Here is a 15,895-nt window from a genome sequence, read left to right on the forward strand (position 1 = left end):
CGTGACGCGCTTCCTCTACCTCACCCATCCGCAGGTGCGCGTGGACCCGGCGGTGCCGGTGCCCGAATGGGGCCTCTCGGACCTCGGCGCCGCCCGCACCCGCGCCTTCGCGGCCGCCCCGGGGCTCGCCGCCTTCCGGCGCGTCGTCGCCTCCACCGAGGTGAAGGCCAAGGAGGCGGCGCAGATCCTCGCCGACGCGCTCGGCCTTCAGGTCGCCGTGCGCGCGGGCCTGCACGAGAATGACCGCTCCGCCACCGGCTATCTGCCCGAGCCCGAATTCCAGGCCGTGGCGGACGCCTTCTTCGCCCGTCCGCACGAAAGCGTGCGCGGCTGGGAAAAGGCGGCGGACGCGCAGGCGCGCATCGTCTCGGCCGTCACGGCGGCGCTCGCCGAAGCGCCCGGCACGCCCACGCTATTCGTCGGCCATGGCGGGGTCGGGACCTTGCTTCTGTGCCACTTGGCGGGCTACCCCATTGCCCGGGTCCACGACCAGCCGCCGGTGGGCGGCGGCTGCTGGTTTGCGGCCGGCGCCGGCGCCGCGCCCACCGCCTGGCGCACCATGGAGGAGGGGCTGTGAGCAACGCCGAGGTCTCCCCCCGCGACCGCCTGATCGTGGCGCTGGACTTTCCCGGCGTCGCCGCGGCCGAGGCGCTGGTCTGGCAGCTCGGCGACGACGTCGGCTTCTACAAGATCGGCCTCGAGCTCACCATCGCCGGCGGGCTCGACTTCGCCGGCGAGCTCATCAAGTCCGGCAAGAGGGTGTTCCTCGACCTCAAGCTGCACGACATCGGCACCACCGTGGAGAAGGCCACCGCCGCCGCCGCCGAGCGCGGCGTGAGCCTGCTCACCGTGCACGCTTATCCGCAGACGCTCGAGGCCGCCGCCAGGGGCGCGCAGGGCAGCCCGCTGAAGGTGCTGGGCGTTACCGTGCTCACCTCCTACGACGATGCCGACCTCGCCGCCGCGGGCTATGCGGCCGGGGTGGAGGAGACGGTGCGCCGGCGCGCCGCGAGCGCGCGGGAGGCCGGCGTCGCCGGCGTCATCTGCGCCCCCACGGACGCCGCCATGGTGCGCGCCATCCTCGGGCCGTCCGGGCTCGTGGTGACGCCGGGGGTGCGGCCCGCGGGCGCCGAGGTGGGCGACCAGAAGCGCATCGCCACGCCGTCCGACGCGCGGCGCGCGGGGGCGGACATGATCGTGGTGGGCCGGCCGATAACGGCCGCGCCCGAGCCGCTCGCGGCGGCGCGGGCGATCATTGCGGAGCTTGCGGGAGCGTGATCCTCGAGGGGGCAGGGCGATGGCGCAGGGCTACTGGTTCTTGAATCTCGATGTGGTCAATGCGGTTGACTACATCACTTACCGCGAGGCGAACCTTGCCTTCGCGCAGCGGCACCAGATCGACTTCGTCATCCGCGGCGGCGACTTCGAGCAGATGGAAGGCATCAAGCGCCACCGCAACGTCTTGGCGCGGATGTCCTCGTTCGACGAGGCGGTGCGCCTCCACGCCTCGCCCGAATACGCACCCGTCGCCCGGCTGCGCGGCGCGACTGCCATCGCCGACCTCGCCGCCGTGGAGGGCTATGACGGGCCGCAGCCCTCGCCGGCCCCGCCGCCGGAGGGCACGCCGGACGCCCCGCGCGGCTACTGGATGGCGCGCGTCGACGTCACCAACCCCGAACGCTACAAGGACTATGCGGCGGCGATCGCCGCCCCGTTCGCCGAGTACGGCGCCTGGTTCCTGGTGCGCGGCGGGCAGAGCAGGATCCTCGAGGGCAAGGGCCGCCAGCGTTATGTCGTGGTCGCCTTCAAGGACGTCGCGACCGCGCGCGCGTGCTACCACTCGCCCGGCTACCAGAAGGCGCTCGCCATCCGCCAGGAGGCGGCGGTGGCGGACCTGCTGATCATCGCCGGCCACACCGGCCGCGAATCCTTCATCGCCTGAACGGCGGCGCGGACGGCCTTGCCGCCCGCGGAATTTCGGAGCTGCGATCCGTGTCCGATCTGCGCATCGTCATCTCGGGAGCGGGCGGCCGCATGGGCCGCGCTTTGATCTCGGCCATCCTCGACACGCCCGGCCTCGCATTGGCCGGGGCGCTGGAATATGCCGGCAGCAGTCATCTGGGCGAGGATGCCGGCCTCATGTGTGCCGCGCGCGCCACGGGGGTGCGGGTGACCAGCGTCGAGGCGGCGCTGCCGGCCGCCGACGTGGCGATCGACTTCTCCACGCCCGCGGCCGCGGCGGGCCTTGCCACGCGCCTCGCCGCGGCGGGCGTGCCCATGGTGATCGGCACCACCGGTTTCTCGGCGGCGGACACCGCGGTCCTTGCCGCGGCCGCGGCCCGCATCGCCATCGTCAAGTCGGGCAATATGAGTCTGGGCGTGAACCTGCTCGCCGCGCTCACCCGGCGGGTGGCGGCGACGCTCGACGAGAGCTTCGACATCGAGATCGTCGAGATGCACCACAACAAGAAGGTGGACGCCCCTTCCGGCACGGCGCTGCTTCTGGGCGAGGCCGCCGCCGAGGGCCGCGGCCGCCGGCTCGACGAGTGCGCCGACCGCGGCCGCGACGGCCAGACCGGGGCGCGCAAGCCCGGCGACATCGGCTTCGCCAGCCTGCGCGGCGGCTCGGTGGTGGGCGAGCACGTGGTGATCTTCGCCGGCCCGTACGAGCGCATCGAGCTCGCCCACAAGGCGGAGGACCGCCAGATCTTCGCCCGGGGCGCCCTCGCCGCCGCCCGCTGGGTCAAGGGCCGCCCGGCCGGCCTCTATTCCATGGCCGACGTGCTCGGCCTCGCCGATTACTGAGGAGCCCGATCCATGTCCGACCGCGTCCTCGTCCTCGTCCGTCACGGACAGAGCGAGTGGAACCTGAAGAACCTGTTCACCGGCTGGCGCGACCCAGGCCTGACCGAGCAGGGCGTCGCCGAGGCCAAGCGCGCCGGTGCGCTGCTGAAGGCCGAGGGGCTCGCCTTCAACGTGGCCTTCACCTCCGTTCTGTCCCGCGCCGAGACCACCTGCCAATTGGTGCTGGCCGAGATGGGGCAGCCGGACCTGAAGGTCATCCGCGACCAGGCGCTCAACGAGCGCGACTATGGCAACCTCTCCGGCCTGAACAAGGACGACGCCCGCGCCAAATGGGGCGACGAGCAGGTGCACCTCTGGCGCCGCTCCTACGACGTGCCGCCGCCCGGCGGCGAGAGCCTGCGCGACACCGTGGCCCGCACGCTGCCGTTCTACATCCAGGAGATCCTGCCCTGCGTGCTGCGCGGCGAGGCGACGCTGGTGGCGGCCCACGGCAATTCCCTGCGCGCGCTGGTGATGGTCCTGGAGCGCCTGTCGCCCGAAGGCATCGTGAAGCGCGAGCTCGCCACCGGCGCGCCGATCCTCTACCGCCTGGCCGCCGATTCCACCGTGATCGAGCACCGCGACCTGATCGTCTGAGGCGGCCGGCGGAGCGTCGGGTCCCTCTCAACATCCCGCGTTCCGCCGGTCTCGCGTCCTGGCGCGCTGGAGACCCCTTTCCCTGAGGCGGGGGAGCCTCGGCGCCCGCCCGGCTTCAAGCCGAGCGGCCGGCTGCCGCGCCGATCCGGAAGCCTTCGCTCCTGTGATCTGCGGGGAGATCTTGGATGCCACAGGTCTTCATCTTGCGGCGCGCCGGTTCAGCCTTTCGTTTACGCTTCGACAACCAAATGTTCATCGCCCATTAAGAGAAGTAAAAACTCTTTTCCGTCCGTCCTTTAGGAAATTTTCATGCGCTACTGCCATGCTCAACCCACGTTGGGAACGAGTAACAGGTGGCGTACCGATGACCGATGCCTATCGGCCCAGGGTGAAATACGTGATCGGACCGGACGGCGGGCCGCTGACCATTGCGGATCTGCCGCCGCCGGACACCCGGCGCTGGGTCATCCGCCGCAAGGCGGAGGTGGTGGCGGCCGTGCGCGGCGGGCTGCTTTCCCTTGAGGAAGCCTGCAGGCGCTACACGCTCACCGTGGACGAATTCCTCTCCTGGCAGGCCTCCATCGACCGCCACGGCCTTCCCGGCCTGCGCACCACGCGCATCCAGCATTACCGCCAGTAGGCGGGTGCCGCCCGCGGGCGGCTCGGGCCGGCCCGGAGCGCGCCCTAATCCTGCGCCCTGGCCGGCGCATGCGCCAGCTCCGCGGCGATGAAAGCGCGCAGCGCCTCGCCGCCGACCTGGGGCGATCCCACGTTTTCGATCACGAGGTCCGGCGCCACCTCCGCCTGCGGCGCGTGCGACAGGCGCTCGGCGATCTCGGGCGCGCTCTCGCGCCCGCGCTGGGCGAGCCGCGCCGCGCGCAGTTCGAGCGGCGCCGTCACCAGCACGACCTTCATCCGCGCGAAGCGCGCCCGCGCCTGCGGCAGACTGGCGCGGGAGCCGTTGGCCACCACCAGCCCGCCGTCGCCGAGATGCGTCGCCACCTCCGGCCCGAGCGCGTAGCCAAGCCCGTGGGCGCGCCAGGAGAGCGGGAAGCGCCCGGCCGCGCACTCGGCCTCGAACGCCGCCTCGCTGAGCGTGCCGTGCGCTTCGCCCGCCCCCGGCGCGCGGGTGACGAGGCGGCGCGCGAACAGCACCCGCTTCTCCCCGGACAGGCGCGCGCGCGCCAGGCCGATGAGGGTGTCCTTGCCGGCGCCCGAAGGGCCGACCACGAGCACCAGCGTGCCGGGACCGATCCGCGCCCCGCTCATGCCACCCGGCGCCCGTCGCGATGGACCTCGCGCACCACCGGCAGATCGCCCAGCAAGGCGACACGCACCAGGTCCGCGCGCTGGCCGACGGCGATCGCGCCCCGGTCGTCGAGGCCGGACGCCCGCGCCGGATTGAGGCTCACCAGACGCACCGCCTCCGGCAAGGTGATCGAGGGCACCCGGCGCGGCAGTTCGAAGGCGGCCCAAAGCAGGCTGGAGGGGACATAGTCGGAGGAGAGGATGTCGAGCATGCCTTCCCGCGCCAGCGTCTCGGCGGCGACGTTGCCGGTGTGGGAGCCGCCGCGCACCAGGTTCGGCGCGCCCATGAGCACACGGATGCCCGCCGCGTGGGAGAGCCGCGCCGCCTCGTGGGTGGTGGGGAACTCGGCCAGCGCCACGCCCTCGGCGATCGCCTGCGCCACGTGGGCGGCGGTGGCGTCGTCGTGGCTCGCCAGCACGCAGCCATGGGCATGGGCGAGCGCCACCAGCGCCTGCCGGTTGGCCGCGGCATAGCGCTCCTGGAAGGCGAGGCGGTGGGCGACGATCGCGTCCATCTCCTGCGGGGTGATCCCGCCCTTCTCCATGTAATAGCTGGCGAACTGCGCCACCGAGGCGAACTGCCGCTGGCCCGGCGTGTGGTCCATGAGCGAGATCAGGTGGACGGGCGACAGCCGCAGGACCGCGGCGGCATCGTCCACCACGCTCTGGGTCGGCACCTCGCAGCGCAGGTGGATGCGGTGGTCGGCGCGCAGCATGCCCGCCGCCCCCGCCTCGGCGAGTGCGGCGACGACATGCGGCAGCTCGCCGTCGAGGCTGGAGACGCCCCGGTCCGGCCAGATGCGCAGGCTGTCAAACACCGTGGTGATGCCGGACGCTGCGATCTGCGCGTCGTGGGCGAGCACTGCGGCGCGCGGGTTCCAGCGCACCTTGGGGCGCGGCGAGAGGTGGCCCTCCACATGGTCGGTGTGCAGCTCCACGAGGCCGGGCAGCAGGAAATCGCCCTCGAGGTCCTGCGCCCCCGCGGGGACCGCGCCGGTGCCCACCTCGGCGATGCGCCCGTCGATCACATGGACATGGCCGTGGACCACCGCATCCGCGAGCACGAGGCGGGCGTTGGCGAGCACCTGGTGTGTCATGTGGTCTCCGTCTGGTCCCGGGGGCGACCGGTCACGTTTACCGTGCGGTCGGCGACCGCCGCGCGCGTCTCGGCGTCGTGGAAGATGCCGAGGATGGCGCAGCCCTGCCGGCGGCGTTCGCGGATGAGATCCACCACCACCGCGCGGTTGACGGCGTCGAGCGAGGCGGTGGGCTCGTCCAGCAGCAGCAGCGCCTTGGCGGCGAGGAAGCCGCGCGCCACGTTCACCCGCTGCTGCTCGCCGCCGGAGAAGGTGGCGGGCGGCAGACCCCACAGCCGCTCCGGCAGATTGAGCCGCGCCAGCAGCGCGCCGGCGCGCGCGCGCGCCTCGGCCGTGTCCGCGCCCTGCTGGCGCAGCGGCGCCGCCACCACCTCGAGCGCGGGAACACGCGGGATCACGCGCAGGAACTGGCTCACATGGGCCATGCGCTCGCGCCGCAGGCGCAGCACCAGGCGCGGGTCGGCGCCCGCTAGCTCGGCCGCGTCGTCGCCGTCGGCGAGGCGCACCGAGCCCTGGTCGATGCGGTAGCTGCCGTAGATCATCTTCAGCACCGAGCTCTTGCCGGCGCCCGAGGGGCCGTCCAGCGCCACGCACTCGCCGGCGCCGACCGCGAAGGAGAGGGGGGCGAGCGCGGGCAGGCGCGTGCCGCCCTTCAGATGCAGGGTGAAGCTCTTGGCGAGGCCCTCGACCACCAGCACCGGGGCGCGGCCGGCGGCCTCGCCCGCCCGTCGGGCCGCGGGCCGGCCGCGATCGGCGTGCGGGCGCGGGGCTTGGGAGGGCATCGCGTGAGAAATCATGGCGTCAGCACCGAGGCGACGAGGAGCTGGGTATACGGCGCCTGCGGATCGTCGAGCACCTGGTCGCAAAGACCCGCTTCGATCACCCGGCCGGCGCGCATCACCAGGATGCGGTCGGCGAGCAGCCGCGCCACCGCGAGGTCGTGGGTGACGATCACCACCGCGAGGCCCAGCTCCTCCACCAGCGCGCGGATCAAGTCGAGCAGCTTGGCCTGCACCGACACGTCGAGGCCGGAGGTGGGCTCGTCCATGAAGACCAGGCGCGGGCGGCTGACCAGATTGCGCGCGATCTGGAGGCGCTGGCGCATGCCGCCGGAGAAGGCACGGGGGTCCTCGTCCATGCGGGCGGGATCGATCTCCACCCGGGCGAGGAAGTCCGCCGCCTCGGCGCGGATGGCGCCGTAGTGGCGCCGGCCGGCGGCCATCAGGCGCTCGCCCACATTGCCTCCGGCCGAGACCGCCATGCGCAGGCCGTCCTCGGCGCGCTGGTGCACGAAACCGAAATCGGTGCGCATGAGCAGGCGCCGCTCCGCCTCGGGCATGAGCGCGAGGTCGGCGAGGACGCCGTCGCCGCGGCGGTAGCTGACCCGCCCCGCGCTCGGCGCCTGCGCGCCGGACAGAAGCGAGAGCAAGGTGGACTTGCCCGATCCGGACTCGCCGACGACGGCCAGCACCTCGCCTTCGTGGAGCGAAAGGTCCACGGCGCGGCAGCCGATGCGGGCGCCGTAGTCCTTGCCGAGGCCCTCGGCGAGCAGCAGCGGGGCATCGCCGGTCATGGGGCATTCCTGCCGGCGGGGGCGCGCAGGCCCGCCTCCGCGTGACGCGCGACGCCCGCCTTGGGCCCTCCCTCCCCCCTTGCGGGGGAGGGCAGGGTGGGGGGTGGCGCGATCTCCGCGGTCGGGGCGGCGAGGGGATCGGCGGCGGTGGGACCCCCCACCCCGTCGCTCCTCCGCAAGGGGGGAGGGGGCGCGTCGCGCGGGGCAAGCGGGGGCGATCCCATTTCGCCCACATGGCCCGCCTCGCGGCGGGTGGCGCAATGGTCGGTGTCGGAGCACACGAACATGCGCCCGCCGGCATCGTCGAGGATCACCTCGTCGAGATAGGCGTCGGCCGCACCGCACAGCGCGCACGGCGCGACGAAGCGCTGCACGCGGAAGGGATGGTCCTCGAAGTCCAGCGAGCGCACCCGGCTGTGCGGCGGGACGGCGTAGATGCGCTGCTCGCGCCCCGCGCCGAACAGCTGCAAGGCGGGCGACCGGTCGAGCTTGGGATTGTCGAACTTGGGGATCGGCGAGGGGTCCATCACGTAGCGGCCCTCGACCTCCACCGGATAGGCGTAGGTGGTGGCGATCTCGCCGTGGCGGGCGATGTCCTCGTAGAGCTTGACGTGCATCAGCCCGTAGTCTTCGAGCGCGTGCAGGCGCCGGGTCTCGCTCTCGCGCGGCTCGAGGAAGCGCAGCGGCTCGGGGATCGGCACCTGGTAGACCACCACCTGGCCGTCCCGCAGCGGCGTCTCCGGCAGGCGGTGGCGGGTCTGGATGATGCTCGCTTCCCGCGTGCGGGTGGTGGTGGCGATGCCGGCGGTGGCCTGGAAGAAGGCGCGGATGGAGACCGCATTGGTGGTGTCGTCGGCGCCCTGGTCGATCACCTTGAGCACGTCGTCGGCGCCGAGGATGGCGGCGGTCACCTGCACCCCGCCGGTGCCCCAGCCGTAGGGCATGGGCATCTCGCGGCTGGCGAACGGCACCTGGTAGCCGGGGATCGCGATCGCCTTCAGGATCGCCCGGCGGATCATCCTTTTGGTCTGCTCGTCGAGATAGGCGAAATTGTAGGTGAGGGCGGGCATGCTCATGCCTCGTCCTCCGCGGCGGGTGCCGTGGCCGGCGGTGGGGCGGCGCGGTCGGCGCGCAAGCGGCGGACCAGCTCCAGCTCGGCCTGGAAATCCACGTAGTGGGGCAGCTTCAGGTGCTCCAGGAAGCCGGTGGCCTGCACGTTGTCGGCGTGGGAGAGCACGAATTCGGCGTCCTGCGCCGGGGCGGTGCGCTCCTCGCCCAGCTCGCCGGCGCGCAAAGCGCGGTCCATCAGCGCCATGGCGATCGCCTTGCGCTCGCTCTGGCCGAAGGCGAGGCCGTAGCCGCGGGTGAATTGCGGTGGGGCTTCGGCCGAGCCGGTGAACTGGTTCACGCTCTGGCATTCGGTGAGGGCGATGTCGCCCAGCGGCACCTCGAAGCCCAGCTCCTCGGCGAACATGGACACCTCCACCGCGCCGAAGCGGATCTCGCCCACGAACGGGTGGGTGCGTCCGTAGCCGCGCTGGGTGGAATAAGCGAGCGACAGCAGGAAGCCCTCGTCGCCCCGCGCCAGCGCCTGCAGGCGCAGCGCCCGGTCGGCGGGGAAGGCGAGCGGCGCGCGGGTGAGGTCGCCGGGCGGCGCGCCGTCGTCGGCGGGCGAGGCCTCGATCAGCCCTTCGGCGCCGATCAGGTCGGTGACGCGCGGCATGGGGGCGACCCCGACGCCACCCTCCCCCCGTGTGGGGGAGGGCAGGGTGGGGGGTGTCACGACCTCGGCGGTCGGGGCGGGAAGGGGACCAGCTGCGGCGCCACCCCCCACCCCATCCCTCCCCCACACGGGGGGAGGGGGTGCGTCGTCCGGGATCGGCGAGGTCGGCCACCTTGCCTGGGTGGCGAGGCGGGCATCCAGCAGGCGGTGGGTGTAGTCGAAGGTGGGGCCGAGCACCTGGCCGCCCGGCACGTCCTTGAAGGTGGCGGAGACGCGCCGCTCCACCCGCATGGCGCCGGTGTCGACCGGCGCGCTGGCGCCGAAGCGCGGGAGGGTCGCGCGCAAGGCGCGGGCCAGGAACGCCGCCTCGATCAGGTCGCCGCGCGCCTGCTTCAGGGCGAGCGCCGCCAGCTCTCGGTCATAGAGCGAGCCTTCGGCCATCACCCGGTCCACCGCGAGCGCGAGCTGCCCGGCGATCTGGTCGAGGCCGATCTCGGGGATCGCCGGATCGCCGCGCCGCACCGCGTCCAGCAGCGCGTGCGCCGCGCGGATCGCCGCCTCCCCGCCTTTGGCCGCCACATACATCAGGCGCCCTCCGCCAGCCGCACCGAGCGCGGCAGCGCCGCGACGCGCCCCGGCGCCACCAGCACCAGGTCGACGCCCAGCGGGAAGCCCCGGCGGTTGGCCGCAAGGCGCGCGGCGAAGTCGGCCGGCAAAGGCGCGGCGCCGAATGCCCGGCGGCCGGCAATGCCCGGCCCTTCGAGGGCGAGCGGGCCGGCGGCGATCTCGTCCACGGCGACGATCACGGTGGCCGCGCGGTCGGGATAATCCGGCTCGCCCTGGGCGAAGGCGGTAAGCTCGCCCATGGCTGCCCCGTCGCGCAGCAACGCGAAGGGTGCGGCGGCGGGCTCCGCGGTGAGCGGCGCCCCGGTATGGAAGGCGAGGAAGCCGCGCACCGGCGCGCTCGCGGCGAGCTGAGCGTCGAGGAACAGCGGGGTCTCGAAATCCGCCAGCGTCAGCGCCAGCGCCGCCAGTTCCGGGGTGAGCGGCGCCGGCGGGGCGAGCGGCGCCGGCAGGGCGAAGACCCGGCCCGGCTCGGCCATGGCGGACATGAGCGCGCGGAAGACGCGCTGGCTCTGGTGCACCGGATCGGCAAAACCGGGCGCAAGGGCGGGGGCGAACGGCGCGGCTGGGGCCATCAGTCCTCCCCCCGGACCAAGGTGAAGAAGTCCACCCGGGTGGCGTCGGTGCGCGCGCGTCCGGCGGCGGCTTCCGCCTCGAGCCGGGCGGCCAGCGGCGCCAGCGCCGCCTCCACCGCGCCGCGGCGCGCGGCGTCGAGCCACAATGCATCAAGGATGGCGGCGGCGCGGGTCTCCTGCGGCGCCCGGCCGAGCCGGTAGCCGAAGCCGGTGGCGCCGCCCTCCAGGCGCACCGCCGCGCGGGTCGCCGTCGCCTCGCCGAGATTGAACGGCCCACCGTCGCCGCCGATTCGCCCGCGCACCATCACCAGGCCCACCTCCGGCGCGCGCAAATCGGCGGCCGGCGGCACCGGCTCAAGCCGCGCCAGCGCCGCCTCCAGCTCGTCGCGCCGGGCTCTGGCCAGAAGGCCCATCACCCACTGGCGGCGCGCGACCAGGGCGCTGGCGTACGGCGCGGGGGTCGAGGCGAGGTCCGGTGCCGGGTCCATGGGAAGGCCGCCCCCGAGGCGGTGGAAGGGGTGTCGCAAAAGCTGTACATAATTTGTATAGTTTTCTATACAAATTAACAAGCACCCGGTTCGGGAGCCCTTGATGTCGGGAACGCCGCGCAGCCTGCACGCCGATGGTCACACCCCTGTGACGGAGGACGCACCGAACGTGGAGCGCGGCAGCGGCGTGACGCTGTGGCGGCAGATCGCCGAGCGCATTTCGCAGGACATCGCGGCCGGTACCCTGGCGCCGGGCCAGCGCCTGCCGGTGGAGATCGAGCTCGCCGCCAGCTTCGGCGTGAACCGCCACACGCTGCGGCGCGCGCTGGCGCACCTGTCCGAGAACGGCCTGATCGAGGCCACCGCCGGGCGCGGCACCTTCGTGAAGGAGCCGCCGCTGCGTTATCCCATCGGTCCGCGCACGCGCTTCTCGGAGATCGTCGCGGCGGGCGGGCGCGAGCCGTTTGGCCGCTTTCTGGGCTCGCGGGTCGAGCCGGCGGATGCGGAGACGGCGCGCGAGCTGGCGCTCGCCGAGGGAACGGCGGTGCTGCGCATCGAGAGCGCCCACGAGGCGGACGGCGTGCCGATGTCGGTGGGCAGCTCCTGGTTCCCGCACGCGCGCTGCCGCGACCTGGACCTCGTCTATGCCGCCACCGGCTCGCTCACGCGGGCGCTCGCGACGCTCGGCATCGCCGATTACCGCCGGCGCGAGACCCGCGTCACCGCCCGCCCGGCGACGGCGCAGGAGGCCGAGCTTCTCAGCCTCTGCCCCGGCCGCGCGGTTCTGGTCCTGGAGCGGCTCGACACCGAGCTGAACGGCACGCCGCTCCAGTTCGGCCGCTCCTCGTTCGCGGCCGACCGGGTGCAGCTTATTCTCAAGCCCTGATAGCGGGGCTTTGCCGCGCCGCGCCCGCGGGATACATCCCTTGGGCCGCCGCCGCTCCGGGCGCCGGCTGCGCGGGAGGGCATCATGGCGACGACGGCGAACGAGCGGACTTTTGACGGCGTGAACGAGAGCCTGCACGCCGCGTCCGGCATCGTCGCCGCGCCCCACCATCTGGCGGCGGAGGCCGGGCGCGAGGTCCTGGCGGAGGGCGGCAACGCCGTCGAGGCGGCGCTCGCCGCCGCCGCCGCCATCGCCGTGGTCTATCCCCACATGAACCATCTGGGCGGCGACGGCTTCTGGCTGGTGCGCGAGCCCTCCGGAAAGGTGCGCTACATCGAGGCCTGCGGCTTCGCCGCCGCCGGCGCCACCATCCCCCATTACCGCGACCTCGGCTATGACGCGCTGCCGACCCGCGGCCCGCTCGCCGCGCTCACGGTGCCGGGCGCGGTCTCCGGCTGGGGCGCCGCCGGCGCGATCGCCCGCGCCCATGGCGGGCGCATGAGCCTGCCGCGCCTGCTGGAGCGGGCGGTCCACCATGCCCGCGAGGGCGTTGCGGTCTCGGCGTCCCAGGCGCGCCTTTCGGCCGAGAAGAAGGCGGAACTCGAGAACGTGCCGGGCTTCGCCGCGGCCTTCCTTCCGGACGGCAAAGTGCCGGAGGCGGGCACGCTGCAGCGGCAGACGCGGCTCGCCGACACGCTGGACCATCTCGGCCGCGCCGGGCTGCGCGACTTCTACGAGGGCGACGTCTCGCGCGAACTGGCGGCGGACCTCGAACATATCGGCAGCCCGCTCCGGCGCTCCGACCTTGCCGCCTATGCGGCGGTGGAACGCGCCCCGCTCCGGGTGAAGGTGGGCGACGCCGTGGTCTACAACGCGCCGCCGCCCACCCAGGGCCTCGCCTCGCTGCTGATCCTGGCGCTGTTCGCGCGGCTCGGGGCGCCGCGCGCGGAGAGTTTCGAGCACCTGCATGGGCTGATCGAATCCACCAAGCGCGCCTTCATGATCCGCGACCGGGTGGTGTGCGACTTCGACCACGTGCCGGAGGACCTCGCCGGCATCCTCGCCGACGCGCGCCTCGACCGGGAGGCGGGCGCCATCGACGGGCGCCAGGCGCTGCCCTGGCCGCGTTTGGCGCAGAAGGGCGATACCATCTGGCTCGGCGCCGCCGACAAGAGCGGGCTCGCCGTGTCCTACATCCAGTCGATCTTCTTCGAGTTCGGCTCCGGCTGCGTGCTGCCGGCGACCGGGGTGCTGATGCAGAACCGCGGCGCCAGCTTCTCGCTCGATCCCCACGCGCTCAATGCATTGAAGCCGGGGCGCCGGCCGTTCCACACGCTCAATCCGGCGCTGGCGGTGCTCGGCGATGGGCGGGTGATGGCCTATGGCACCATGGGCGGGGAGGGCCAGCCCCAGACCCAGGCGGCGGTGTTCTCGCGCCACGCTCTGTTCGGCGTGCCCTTGGGCGAGGCCATCGCCCGGCCGCGCTGGCTGCTGGGGCGCACCTGGGGCAGCACGGTCACCAACCTGCGGCTGGAGAACCGGTTCGACCCGGACCTGGTGGACCGGCTGCGCCGCGCCGGCCACGACCTCGAGGTGCTGGCCGAGCCGTTCTCCGACACCATGGGCCATGCGGGCGCGGTGGTGATCCACCCCGACGGACATCTGGAAGGCGCCCACGACCCGCGCGCCGACGGCGGCGCTGCGGGCGCCTGAGACTTCTCGAATCAAAGGGAGATGGATCCGCGCTCCGGACGCCTTGACGGGGCCGGCGCACCGGGCCCCACTGGCGCGGACGACCACGATGGCGAGGGAGCGGGGGTCTTGATCGGACGTCGAAGCGTGCTGAAGAATGCCGGGGCACTCCTGGCGCTCGGCGTGACGGGCCTGCCGGCGCAAGCCGATCCCGCGCCCGCCCCGCCCGCCCCGGGTCCCGCACTGCCGGCCCCCGCCTTCTCCAGGCCCGGGCCTCCGGCGGGCGGGGCGGTGCAGCTCACGCCGGCGCGGGTGCTCAATCAGAGCGCGATCCCGGTGCTCGGCTACAAGGTGGTCAAGACCCATCCCCACGATCCCTCTTCCTACACCGAGGGCTTGGTGAAGGTGGGCGGGACGATCTATGAGGGCACCGGCCTCTACGGTCGCTCGCGGCTGCTGGAATGGGATCTTGAGAGCGGGCGCGTGCTGCGCCGCCTCGACCTCGATCAGAACTATTTCGGCGAGGGCGTCACCGTCATGGACGGGCGCATCTACCAGCTCACCTATCTGGACAACCGCGCCTTCGTTTACGACCAGGCGACGTTCGGGAAGATCGGCGAGCTCACTTATTCCAACCAGGGCTGGGGCCTGACCCACGACGGTACGCACCTGATCATGAGCGACGGCTCGTCCGTCATCGAATACCGCGATCCCAAGACCTTCAAGAAGGTCCGCGAGTTCTTCGTGGCCGACGCCGTGGCCCCGGTGGGCTTCCTCAACGAGCTCGAGTTCGCCCAGGGCAAGCTCTACGCCAATGTCTGGCAGACGCCTTACATCGCCGTCATCGACCCCGCCGCCGGCCGGCTTTCGGCGTGGATCGACCTCACCGGCCTCAATCCCGAGCCCAAGGTGCTGGTCTATCCCTACGTGCTGAACGGCATCGCCTTCGAGGAGGCCTCCGGAAACCTGCTGGTGACGGGCAAGTGCTGGCCGCACGTCTGGGAGATCGCGCTGGTTCCGCGCTGACGCGAGCTTCTGAAACCAGGCGGGGCTTGCTGACACCGATGCACCGCCCGGCGCCCGGGAGAAGCGACCGGGCCGGGGCCGGCAAGGGAAGGGCGCCCCCGCGGCAAGCGGGGAACGCCCTGGGATCGGATCAGCCGACCCGTTCGAAGGCCGGCGGGCGCAGGCGATGAGGCGGCGACGCCGCGCCGGCGTGGATCAGCGCTGCCGCTCGTCGCGACGCTCGCCGGGCTGCCCGCCGTGCTGGCCGGGCTGATGCTGTCCGCCCTGCTGGCCGCCCTTCGGGTTCTGGCCCGGCGCCTGCGACTGCTGCTGGTTCTTGCCCGGAGGGTTCTGCGGCTTCTGGCCGGGCGTCTGCTGGGTGCGGTGATCCTGATCGCGATTGGTCATGATCGATTTCCTCCAACCGGCCCCGCCCAATAACGTTCTGGCGCGACGCCAGTTCCCGGCCTGGGGCCGGGATCGCGGTTGACGCAGGGGAGGGTTGTCGGGGCGCCAAAAAAAGCGAAGGCCCGGCGCTGGGCCGGGCCTCGACAAGGGGGTAGATTCGGTCGGTGGAGCCCTCAGGCCGCCTCCTCCGCCTCCAGGTCGCCTTCGAGATCGGCCTCCTCGGCCGCCTTGGCCGGACCGCGGCGCGGGCCCTTGAGCAGGTTCTGCTCGATCAGCTTCACCGCCTCGGTCTCGGTGATGTTCTGCACCGCCGAGAGCTCGCGCGCCATGCGGTCGAGCGCGGCCTCATAAAGCTGACGCTCGGAATAGGACTGCTCGGGCTGGGCGTCGGAGCGGTAGAGGTCGCGCACCACCTCGGAGATGGAGACGAGGTCGCCGGAATTGATCTTGGCCTCGTATTCCTGTGCCCGCCGCGACCACATGGTCCGCTTGACGCGGGCGCGGCCCTGCAAGGTCTCCAGCGACTTCTCGACGATATTGGTCTCGGAAAGCTTGCGCATACCGACGCTGGCGATCTTGGGAACGGGAACCCGCAGCGTCATCTTGTCCTTTTCAAACGAGATCACGAAAAGCTCGAGCTTGAAACCGGCGACTTCCTGCTCCTCGATGGCCGTGATGCGGCCCACGCCGTGCGACGGGTAAACGATATGCTCGCCCGTCTTGAAACCGAGACGGACCTGCGCGCTCTTCTTCGTCGACATGCTTTGTGCACTCCTGATCCGGCCCAAGATGTGAAACCCGGGCCGAACCTGTTGGCGCGGCGTTCGCCCGGTCCGGTCACCGGGGCGATGCGCGCCTTGCGCTGCGGACTAGGATCGCGGCCGGAACGCCCGCCAATCCCATGATCCAGTCGATGGCGACGAAAAGGCCGCCGTGCCGTGCCGGGCATTGCCGGCTGACACGCAAATTCTCGCCCCTTTGTTCCCGAGAATGCGCCCCTGGCGGGCACGATGCGGCTGAGGTGGAAGCAATCGACTGTAATGGTTCATATATCACAATTTTCGTCAGAATCAAA

General features: G+C 72.4%; 18 protein-coding genes and 1 pseudogene. 9 read left to right on the forward strand and 10 right to left on the reverse strand.

Features of this window, described 5'->3' with window-relative positions; translation table 11 throughout:
• The first annotated feature begins 1 nt into the window (after nucleotide 1).
• The 6 genes from ABLE88_RS12900 (at nucleotide 2) to sciP (ending at nucleotide 4,081) form a co-directional block, all read left to right on the forward strand.
• Nucleotides 2–577 (forward strand): histidine phosphatase family protein, encoded by a 576-nt coding sequence (locus ABLE88_RS12900; protein ID WP_348832089.1) that lies wholly within the window; start codon nucleotides 2–4, stop codon nucleotides 575–577.
• The gene (gene pyrF / locus ABLE88_RS12905) at nucleotides 574–1,278 is read left to right on the forward strand and encodes an orotidine-5'-phosphate decarboxylase (protein ID WP_348832090.1); all 705 of its coding nucleotides are present in this window, start codon (nucleotides 574–576) and stop codon (nucleotides 1,276–1,278) included. Before ABLE88_RS12900 ends, pyrF begins: the two co-directional genes overlap by 4 nt.
• Nucleotides 1,279–1,297: 19 nt before the next feature.
• Nucleotides 1,298–1,942, forward strand: a complete 645-nt coding sequence (locus tag ABLE88_RS23830; RefSeq protein WP_510182890.1) for a DUF1330 domain-containing protein — start codon at nucleotides 1,298–1,300, stop codon at nucleotides 1,940–1,942.
• Between the two features lie 50 nt (nucleotides 1,943–1,992).
• Nucleotides 1,993–2,805: a 4-hydroxy-tetrahydrodipicolinate reductase gene (gene dapB / locus ABLE88_RS12920; RefSeq protein WP_348832091.1), complete on the forward strand. Its 813-nt coding sequence runs from the start codon at nucleotides 1,993–1,995 to the stop codon at nucleotides 2,803–2,805.
• 12 nt (nucleotides 2,806–2,817) lie between these two features.
• A complete protein-coding gene (locus ABLE88_RS12925) occupies nucleotides 2,818–3,441 on the forward strand; it encodes a 2,3-bisphosphoglycerate-dependent phosphoglycerate mutase (RefSeq protein WP_348832092.1) in 624 nt (207 codons plus the stop codon).
• Between the two features lie 364 nt (nucleotides 3,442–3,805).
• Nucleotides 3,806–4,081 carry a CtrA inhibitor SciP gene (sciP, locus tag ABLE88_RS12930; RefSeq protein ID WP_138397733.1) on the forward strand — a complete coding sequence of 92 codons (276 nt, stop codon included), beginning with the start codon at nucleotides 3,806–3,808 and terminating at the stop codon, nucleotides 4,079–4,081.
• Nucleotides 4,082–4,125: 44 nt separating this feature from the next.
• Here sciP and phnN read toward each other — a convergent pair whose 3' ends face one another.
• From phnN to phnG, 8 genes and pseudogenes are all read right to left on the reverse strand, one after another.
• Nucleotides 4,126–4,710, reverse strand: coding sequence for a phosphonate metabolism protein/1,5-bisphosphokinase (PRPP-forming) PhnN (phnN, locus tag ABLE88_RS12935; protein WP_348832093.1), 585 nt, complete (start codon nucleotides 4,708–4,710; stop codon nucleotides 4,126–4,128).
• A complete protein-coding gene (locus ABLE88_RS12940; RefSeq protein WP_348832094.1) occupies nucleotides 4,707–5,846 on the reverse strand; it encodes an alpha-D-ribose 1-methylphosphonate 5-triphosphate diphosphatase in 1,140 nt (379 codons plus the stop codon). Before ABLE88_RS12940 ends, phnN begins: the two co-directional genes overlap by 4 nt.
• Complete coding sequence (gene phnL, locus ABLE88_RS12945; RefSeq protein WP_348832095.1) at nucleotides 5,843–6,628, reverse strand: phosphonate C-P lyase system protein PhnL; 786 nt, start codon at nucleotides 6,626–6,628, stop codon at nucleotides 5,843–5,845. The genes ABLE88_RS12940 and phnL overlap by 4 nt, the downstream gene beginning before the upstream one ends.
• Nucleotides 6,629–6,639: 11 nt before the next feature.
• Nucleotides 6,640–7,419, reverse strand: coding sequence for a phosphonate C-P lyase system protein PhnK (gene phnK, locus ABLE88_RS12950; protein ID WP_348832096.1), 780 nt, complete (start codon nucleotides 7,417–7,419; stop codon nucleotides 6,640–6,642).
• A gap of 212 nt (nucleotides 7,420–7,631) precedes the next feature.
• Nucleotides 7,632–8,489 (reverse strand): annotated as a pseudogene (locus tag ABLE88_RS12955) (alpha-D-ribose 1-methylphosphonate 5-phosphate C-P-lyase PhnJ); the annotation flags it as partial.
• A gap of 2 nt (nucleotides 8,490–8,491) precedes the next feature.
• A complete protein-coding gene (locus ABLE88_RS12960; RefSeq protein WP_348832097.1) occupies nucleotides 8,492–9,727 on the reverse strand; it encodes a carbon-phosphorus lyase complex subunit in 1,236 nt (411 codons plus the stop codon).
• Nucleotides 9,727–10,341 (reverse strand): phosphonate C-P lyase system protein PhnH, encoded by a 615-nt coding sequence (gene phnH, locus ABLE88_RS12965; RefSeq protein WP_348832098.1) that lies wholly within the window; start codon nucleotides 10,339–10,341, stop codon nucleotides 9,727–9,729. Before phnH ends, ABLE88_RS12960 begins: the two co-directional genes overlap by 1 nt.
• On the reverse strand, nucleotides 10,341–10,829 hold the full coding sequence (gene phnG / locus ABLE88_RS12970; RefSeq protein WP_348832099.1) for a phosphonate C-P lyase system protein PhnG: 489 nt from the start codon (nucleotides 10,827–10,829) through the stop codon (nucleotides 10,341–10,343). Before phnG ends, phnH begins: the two co-directional genes overlap by 1 nt.
• A 103-nt stretch (nucleotides 10,830–10,932) precedes the next feature.
• Between phnG and phnF the strand changes: the two genes are divergently transcribed.
• The 3 genes from phnF (at nucleotide 10,933) to ABLE88_RS12985 (ending at nucleotide 14,433) form a co-directional block, all read left to right on the forward strand.
• Nucleotides 10,933–11,715 (forward strand): phosphonate metabolism transcriptional regulator PhnF, encoded by a 783-nt coding sequence (phnF, locus tag ABLE88_RS12975; RefSeq protein WP_348832100.1) that lies wholly within the window; start codon nucleotides 10,933–10,935, stop codon nucleotides 11,713–11,715.
• An 84-nt stretch (nucleotides 11,716–11,799) separates the two neighbouring features.
• Complete coding sequence (locus ABLE88_RS12980; protein ID WP_348832101.1) at nucleotides 11,800–13,428, forward strand: gamma-glutamyltransferase family protein; 1,629 nt, start codon at nucleotides 11,800–11,802, stop codon at nucleotides 13,426–13,428.
• Between the two features lie 108 nt (nucleotides 13,429–13,536).
• A complete protein-coding gene (locus ABLE88_RS12985; protein WP_348832102.1) occupies nucleotides 13,537–14,433 on the forward strand; it encodes a glutaminyl-peptide cyclotransferase in 897 nt (298 codons plus the stop codon).
• A gap of 195 nt (nucleotides 14,434–14,628) precedes the next feature.
• On the opposite strand, the gene ABLE88_RS12990 is transcribed toward ABLE88_RS12985, so the two are convergent.
• Nucleotides 14,629–14,820, reverse strand: a complete 192-nt coding sequence (locus tag ABLE88_RS12990) for a hypothetical protein (RefSeq protein WP_348832103.1) — start codon at nucleotides 14,818–14,820, stop codon at nucleotides 14,629–14,631.
• Between the two features lie 173 nt (nucleotides 14,821–14,993).
• Nucleotides 14,994–15,581, reverse strand: a complete 588-nt coding sequence (locus ABLE88_RS12995) for a CarD family transcriptional regulator (protein WP_348832104.1) — start codon at nucleotides 15,579–15,581, stop codon at nucleotides 14,994–14,996.
• Between the last annotated feature and the right edge of the window lie 314 nt (nucleotides 15,582–15,895).

It is taken from the genome of Xanthobacter luteus, from assembly GCF_040049235.1.
GTDB lineage: Bacteria > Pseudomonadota > Alphaproteobacteria > Rhizobiales > Xanthobacteraceae > Xanthobacter.